Below are 6,109 nucleotides of genomic sequence, written 5' to 3'. Positions count from 1 at the left end.
ATACTGCAGCCCGAGGCGCGCAGCTACCATCAGGGCATAACCGACACCCAGTGATGAAGCGTCTTCATAATTCCGCCCGCAGTCTGTGATGCTGTCGCCGATGAAAACAATAACATCATTATCATTGAGTCCCATCTACATAATCCTCCCATAAAACTGCTTAATAGTATAAACATGCCTATTATATCAAACGGAAATCAATATAACATCTTCTATTTTAGTTAGGATATCAGGAAGTTAATTACCTAACAGAATCGGTTCAAACTAGCTTCAGCAGTAAGAAGCACCTGTTCAAAGGCTTCACTCCGGTCCTTACGTCCTCTTCTGAAATAAAGGCTGCGCAGGAAGTTTTTACTGTTGATCTGCGCAATGCGCTGGCTCCGGCCCGGCGTCCAAGTACCGCAGTCTCCCAGGCTGCTGATCCAGCCGGCGATGCTGTTCCAGCCCAGGCGATTCTGAACGATCATCGTATCCACAACCGTAGCCATCCGCTCGTCCTCTTCCTCGCCAAACAGGCACATCCGGTTTTGCAGCATCTCTTTGATAGCCTCCAGCACTTCCAGCTGCACCTCCTCACTGCTCTCCGGGCATTTCACCAGTTCATCCAGCGCATCCGCACCATGAGCCGCAGCGTGGGCCCATCCGCCTTCCTCCACATATCCGCGCAGATCCTTCTCTTCCCGGTAATAACGCAGCAGTGCATCCTTCAAACTACGGAATTCCTCTGCAGTGAGAAACGGCTGCTTGATATGCCGCTGCATGATCAGGGCTACCGGAAGCACAGAGAATGTCCGCGTAAACACGCTGTTATCCTCCGTATCTCCGATTCCATAGAACAGATGCCGCTCATCAATCAGGACAGCCAGGAAGCTGCGCAGCTCGTCATTGGTAAACAGCTGCTGCTCCAGTATCCACTTATAAAAAGTCGGATAGATCAGCTCATCCCGCAGCTCAGGCTGCGGATCTCCGATATATTCCAGCATGAGGCGGATCCATTCCGTATGTGCTTCACCTTGACGAAGCCGGTACTCTTCGGCCTCAAGTCTTTGCAGATCATGGATTAGTTTTGCTCTTCTGTCGCTCATACATTTCACTCCCTGTAACCGGCTGATGTGAGTTCAACCATTTGTCTGATTTCTTCTATAACAATTTCCGGTTCATTTAAATGAATATAATGTCCGCTGCCCCGGGCAATCCGCTGTCTGCCATGTGTAGACAGCCGCACAAATTCTGCCTGCTGCCGCTGCTCGGCTTCAAGTATTTCCTCGGCAGGCCAGTCCTCCCCCTGCCTGTCCGGCAGCCCTCTGGTAATGACCGATAACGGAATACTGCCCGGCTCTCCAAGTGAAGCTTCGGCAATTTGCCGGTAGCTCAGCCGCTTGTCAATCTTCTCGCTGTTCAGCAGGGGATTCTCCAGATACGCCTTATTTCCGAGGCGGAGCTGCTCAGGCAGAATCTTATCAAAAGCGGCTTCTTTATACTCTGCAGCAGCATCAACCAGCACAAGTGCTGATGAATCCTGAGGATAATAAGCGGCATAAAGTCTGGCCATTAATCCGCCAAAAGAATGGCCCACCAATATATAAGGCGGCTGCACAGCTAATGCAGCAAGCAGCTCATGCAGCTCCAGTACCAAGTCGCGGCAAGACCGTGGAATAGTTACCGCCGGACTTTTACCGGTACCGGCCCGGTCATAGGCAAAGGTCGAGGCAATCCCGGCAATCTCCTGCTGAATCCCATCCCAGAAATCACTCCCGTCGCCTAACCCGGAGATAAACACAACCGTCGGAGAACCTATGCAGGAGCATTTATAAAAAAGTTCAGACTTCCAGCCCTCTATCATCCTTAACCTCCTGAGGTTGTTTTATCTATCAAACAGATTCATTCAGTCTAAAGCCATTTCCAGAAATTAACTATGCAAAATTACACAAAAACCCCTTCAAAGCACCTGTACCTCATGCCGGCATGAGTTTTTCGGGTGTATGGAAGGGGTTCTTTATGACCTGAGATCCGCTACGGATATCAGAGAGTCTTAGTAGGCAAGACTGAACAAACCTTTAACATGGGTCAGATAACGGATATTGCTCGCTTCCTTCATCATCGTTGCAGGCAGGCCTTTGAGCGGAGTCGAGTTGCCGCCGATAATCGCAACACCGTCTTTACGGCCCAGGCTGGCCAGCGTACCCGAATTAACAGGGCTGAAGGTTTCCAGCGATTTGTTGTTCAAGCTGGCATAGAGGTTATAGCCGATCTGTTCGCCCATCTGCCAGGCGATTTGCGCGGTTGGCGGGTAGGGACGGCCATCCGGCGCAAAGTAAACAGCACTGTCTCCGGCAACGAACACATCTTTGTGGGAAGTGGATTGCAGGAAGTCATTGACGGTCGCACGTCCGCGGTTAACCTCAAGCCCGGATTCGCCGACCAGCGGATTACCTTGCACGCCGCCCGTCCAGACGAATGTATTCGCAACAACCTTCTGTCCATCCTTCAGATCAATCGTGTTGCCTTCAACGTTGGTGACAGCAAGACCGGTCAGGAACTGCACACCGCGGGCCTCAAGGCTTGATGTAGCGCGCTGGATCAAATGATCCGGCAATACCGGCAGAATTTTCGGGCCGGCCTCAACTAACAGAAGCTTAATTTCCTTCGGATCTACCCCATAACGTCTGGTAAGCTTAGGCAGCACATCGGCAATTTCACCTACGAGCTCAACGCCGGTCAAGCCGCCTCCGCCGATAAGAATCGTTGCATCAGCCGGATTTTTAGTTGCTGCATATTCACGGATCCGGGCTTCAATATGGGCATGAATGTTTTTGGCATCTTCAGCTGATTTCAGCACCATACTGAATTTCTCCAGACCCGGAATACCGAAATATGCCGTCGTGCTTCCCAGACCTACAACAAGTGCATCATAGGAAAGTACTGAACCGTCAGACAAAGCGATTTGCTTGTTATCAACGGAGAACGATTTAACTTTAGCAATTTTGAGATCAATATCTTTACCTGCAAACAGCTTTGTCAGCGGCATGGCAACAGCCTTCTCAGAGATACTGCCTGCAGCCAAACGGTGAAGCTCAGTAATAATCTGATGCGTCGGGTACTGGTTGACCACTGTAACCTTTGCTTCAGCTTTACTCATATATTTGCGCACAGTTAAAGCACTCAATAAGCCGCCGTAACCTGCTCCTAGAATTACAATATGTTTTGACATCATATATCCTCCGTCCATACTTGTTTGTTATGAAATTAGGGTATCTATTTCTGAGGGCTGCGTTCGCCGCTGACTTGAAGATAAGCATTCAGGAAACGGAGCATCTTTTGGACCTGCGGGTCTTTGACCATTTTCATCATTCCAAAAAGACTAATCGTTTCAGTGCTTTCATTCGCACGGTCTTTTGCTTCAATGACAGTAGCAGCCATATTTTTAACCGAATCCACCACCGGCTCGGCAATTTCCTTGATAGCACCCACTGTATCATTTTTGAGCACCTCATCCGAGGCAACCGACTGTACGAAGTCAAACGATTTGGTTAATACTCCGACGAGCTGTGTTAGCTTAGGCAGTTCCTCAACCAGCAGTGTGAGCGATTCCTGAACCTCAGGCTTGAGCAGCTGATCCAGCAAATCCTCTTTGGTATAAGCCGGTTTACCTGCTGTTTGCTCTTCTTTAGGCAGGGTTTGAGTGATAGTTTCTGACATATTAGCCTCTCCTCCGTATTAGCTTTACTAAAGCATAATAAAAAATTCACAAACTCAATGTGCCTATTATACCACCCATAATGTTAAATATGTCACAAAGTTTTTGCCTGTATATCCTTGTTTTGTGATAAAAATCACTTCTTTAATATCGTTTTTGCGGGATATCTTCTTTTTTCAAAATAATTCTTTTGAGACTATACAAAATCATTGACGATCGCTGAATACCATGTTATCTTTAGTTAGTAACAAATAGTAAGTATATTAACAAAAACCAGCTATTTATATTTATTAACCAATACATAATCTAACGGAGGCATTATTTATGAGTACTTTTTCAGATTTGGTCCAAGCCCGCAGATCCGCCATGAATTTTGTGGAAGGAGTCACAATTTCTAAGGCAGAGCTGGAGGAAATGTTCTCCCTCGCCCGCCTTGCCCCTTCCAGCAATAATCTGCAGCATGCGCATTACAAGGTAATTACTGATCCTGTTATTAAAGAACAGCTGCACAAGGATGCCTATAACCAATACAAGGTTCATACTGCTTCAGCTGTAATTATTGTTTACGGGGACAAAAATGCTTACCTGCAGGCGCCGGAAATATACAGCGGCCTTAAGCTGCTGGGGGCGATGAGCCAGGAAGAATACGACAGCACTATCCAGTCAATCAACGATGCTTATAGCGGAAATGACCAGTTCCAGCGCGATGAAGCAATCCGGAATGCGTCCCTTTCGGCCATGCAGTTCATGCTGATTGCCAAGGACAAGGGCTGGGATACGTGCCCGATGATCGGTTTTGATCCTGCGGCTGTCAATGCTACGCTGAATGTGCCGGACCATTTCATTCCTGCCCTGATGATTACCATCGGCAAGGATAATAAGCGCAAGATCAGACCCCGCGGCTACCGCAAGCCGGTCAATGAATTTGTTGATTTCATCTAATCCAAACCATCTATATTCTATGCAAAAGAGCCTTCCGGCATTACACCGGAAGGCTCTTTTGTATTCATAGGCTGATTAATCTTGAGGGAATCCCTCCTACACTCTGCGGAAACGCCACAGGACGCTCTGGAAATCCCCATGCAGTGCAGGCAGCGGCAACCCGGCATACATCAGATGATCTCCGCCGAATACGCCTCCTCCTTCCACCCATTCATAATCCGCTTCCGGATCCAGCCCCTTCAGCCGCAGGTAATGCAGCGCATCATTCGGCTCCGCAAGGGTCCGGGCGTACATTACGACGGCTTCGGATTTGTCCTCAGCTGCGATCAGCCACGCCGTTTCATTGCCTTCAAACGGGCTAAGCAGCCGGTATTGCTCCCCGAACTGCACAAGATTGCGCAGCTCTTTATAGAGTGCCACCTGTGCCTGAACAGCCGTCTTCTCATCTTCCGTGAACTTCGTAAGATCGAGCTCATAGCCGAAATTGCCCGACATCGCGACATGTCCGCGCAGCTCCAGCGAAGTGCTGCGATGAACCTGATGGTTCGGCACCGCCGATACATGGCTCCCCATGGCACTCAGCGGATAGACGATACTGGTTCCATATTGGATTTTGAGCCGGCTGATGGCATCTGTATTGTCGCTTGTCCAGGTCTGCGGCATATAATATAGCATACCCGGGTCAAACCGCCCGCCGCCGCCCGAGCAGCTCTCGAACAGTACTTCCGGAAATTCTGCTGTGATCCGCTCAAGAACACCATACAGACCAAGCATATAACGGTGCGCTGTCTCCCGCTGTCTCTCCTGCGGCAGCAGCGCCGAGCCGATCTCGGTCATATTACGGTTCATGTCCCACTTCACATAGGAGATCGGAGCGCTGCGCAGCACATCCGCCACCCGGTCGCCAATCGCCTGGCAGACATCCACGCGGGAGAAATCCAGCACCAGCTGCATCCGCGCTTCTGTTCTGCGCCGGCCTTCCACATGCAGGCACCAGTCCGGATGCTGGCGGTACAGCTCGCTGTCCGGCGAGATCATCTCCGGCTCGAACCAGAGGCCAAACTGCATGTCCAGCTCATTAACCCGGCGGGCCAAATCCTCCGGGCCCTGCGGCAGCTTCTTCTTGTCCACAAACCAGTCGCCTAGAGAACTGCGGTCATTATCCCGGTGACCGAACCACCCGTCATCCAGCACAAACAGCTCCATGCCAAGTTCGCTGCCCGCACGGGCGATATCTTCAATCTTGTCAGCGGTGAAGTCGAAATAAGTGGCTTCCCAGTTGTTGACAAGCACGGGGCGCGTACGGTCACGGAAGCTGCCGCGGCTTAAGCGGGTCCGGTACAGCTTATGATAGGTCCGCGACATCGCACCCAGGCCATCCGGTGAGAAGACCAGCACGGCTTCCGGTGTCTGAAACGCTGGCCCTGCTCCAGCAGCCAGCTGAAATCAAAAGGATTGATCCCGACGGAT

The 6,109-nt window shown here is 50.3% G+C and carries 5 protein-coding genes and 2 pseudogenes; 1 reads left to right on the top strand and 6 read right to left on the bottom strand.

Annotation, left to right across the window (positions count from 1 at the left end; translation table 11 throughout):
* The 5 genes and pseudogenes from AQR02_RS33775 to AQR02_RS08185 form a co-directional block, all read right to left on the bottom strand.
* Positions 1-135: pseudogene (locus tag AQR02_RS33775) on the bottom strand (GDSL family lipase); the annotation flags it as partial.
* A gap of 110 nt (positions 136-245) precedes the next feature.
* On the bottom strand, positions 246-1,085 hold the full coding sequence (locus AQR02_RS08200) for a DUF2785 domain-containing protein (RefSeq protein ID WP_054940153.1): 840 nt from the start codon (positions 1,083-1,085) through the stop codon (positions 246-248).
* A 5-nt stretch (positions 1,086-1,090) separates the two neighbouring features.
* On the bottom strand, positions 1,091-1,843 hold the full coding sequence (locus AQR02_RS08195; RefSeq protein WP_082451726.1) for an alpha/beta fold hydrolase: 753 nt from the start codon (positions 1,841-1,843) through the stop codon (positions 1,091-1,093).
* A 189-nt stretch (positions 1,844-2,032) separates the two neighbouring features.
* Positions 2,033-3,211, bottom strand: coding sequence for an NAD(P)/FAD-dependent oxidoreductase (locus tag AQR02_RS08190; RefSeq protein WP_054940152.1), 1,179 nt, complete (start codon positions 3,209-3,211; stop codon positions 2,033-2,035).
* A gap of 44 nt (positions 3,212-3,255) precedes the next feature.
* On the bottom strand, positions 3,256-3,699 hold the full coding sequence (locus AQR02_RS08185; RefSeq protein WP_054940151.1) for a helical membrane plugin domain-containing protein: 444 nt from the start codon (positions 3,697-3,699) through the stop codon (positions 3,256-3,258).
* Between the two features lie 322 nt (positions 3,700-4,021).
* Here AQR02_RS08185 and AQR02_RS08180 point away from each other — a divergent pair, with 322 nt between their 5' ends.
* The gene (locus AQR02_RS08180) at positions 4,022-4,639 is read left to right on the top strand and encodes a nitroreductase family protein (protein ID WP_054940150.1); all 618 of its coding nucleotides are present in this window, start codon (positions 4,022-4,024) and stop codon (positions 4,637-4,639) included.
* Between the two features lie 96 nt (positions 4,640-4,735).
* Here AQR02_RS08180 and AQR02_RS33770 read toward each other — a convergent pair.
* Positions 4,736-6,109 (bottom strand): annotated as a pseudogene (locus AQR02_RS33770) (alpha-galactosidase); the annotation flags it as partial.

The sequence above is a fragment of the Paenibacillus ihuae genome, assembly GCF_001368795.1.
GTDB lineage: Bacteria > Bacillota > Bacilli > Paenibacillales > Paenibacillaceae > Paenibacillus_AQ > Paenibacillus_AQ ihuae.
This window is presented reverse-complemented; position numbering and strand designations above follow the sequence as displayed.

Excerpts from the sequence above, each read along its gene's own strand:
- AQR02_RS08185 (WP_054940151.1), bottom strand. The coding sequence starts at position 3,699 with ATGTCAGAAACTATCACTCAAACCCTGCCTAAAGAAGAGCAAACAGCA.
- AQR02_RS08190 (WP_054940152.1), bottom strand. The coding sequence starts at position 3,211 with ATGTCAAAACATATTGTAATTCTAGGAGCAGGTTACGGCGGCTTATTG.
- AQR02_RS08180 (WP_054940150.1), top strand. The coding sequence starts at position 4,022 with ATGAGTACTTTTTCAGATTTGGTCCAAGCCCGCAGATCCGCCATGAAT.
- AQR02_RS08195 (WP_082451726.1), bottom strand. The coding sequence starts at position 1,843 with ATGATAGAGGGCTGGAAGTCTGAACTTTTTTATAAATGCTCCTGCATA.
- AQR02_RS08200 (WP_054940153.1), bottom strand. The coding sequence starts at position 1,085 with ATGAGCGACAGAAGAGCAAAACTAATCCATGATCTGCAAAGACTTGAG.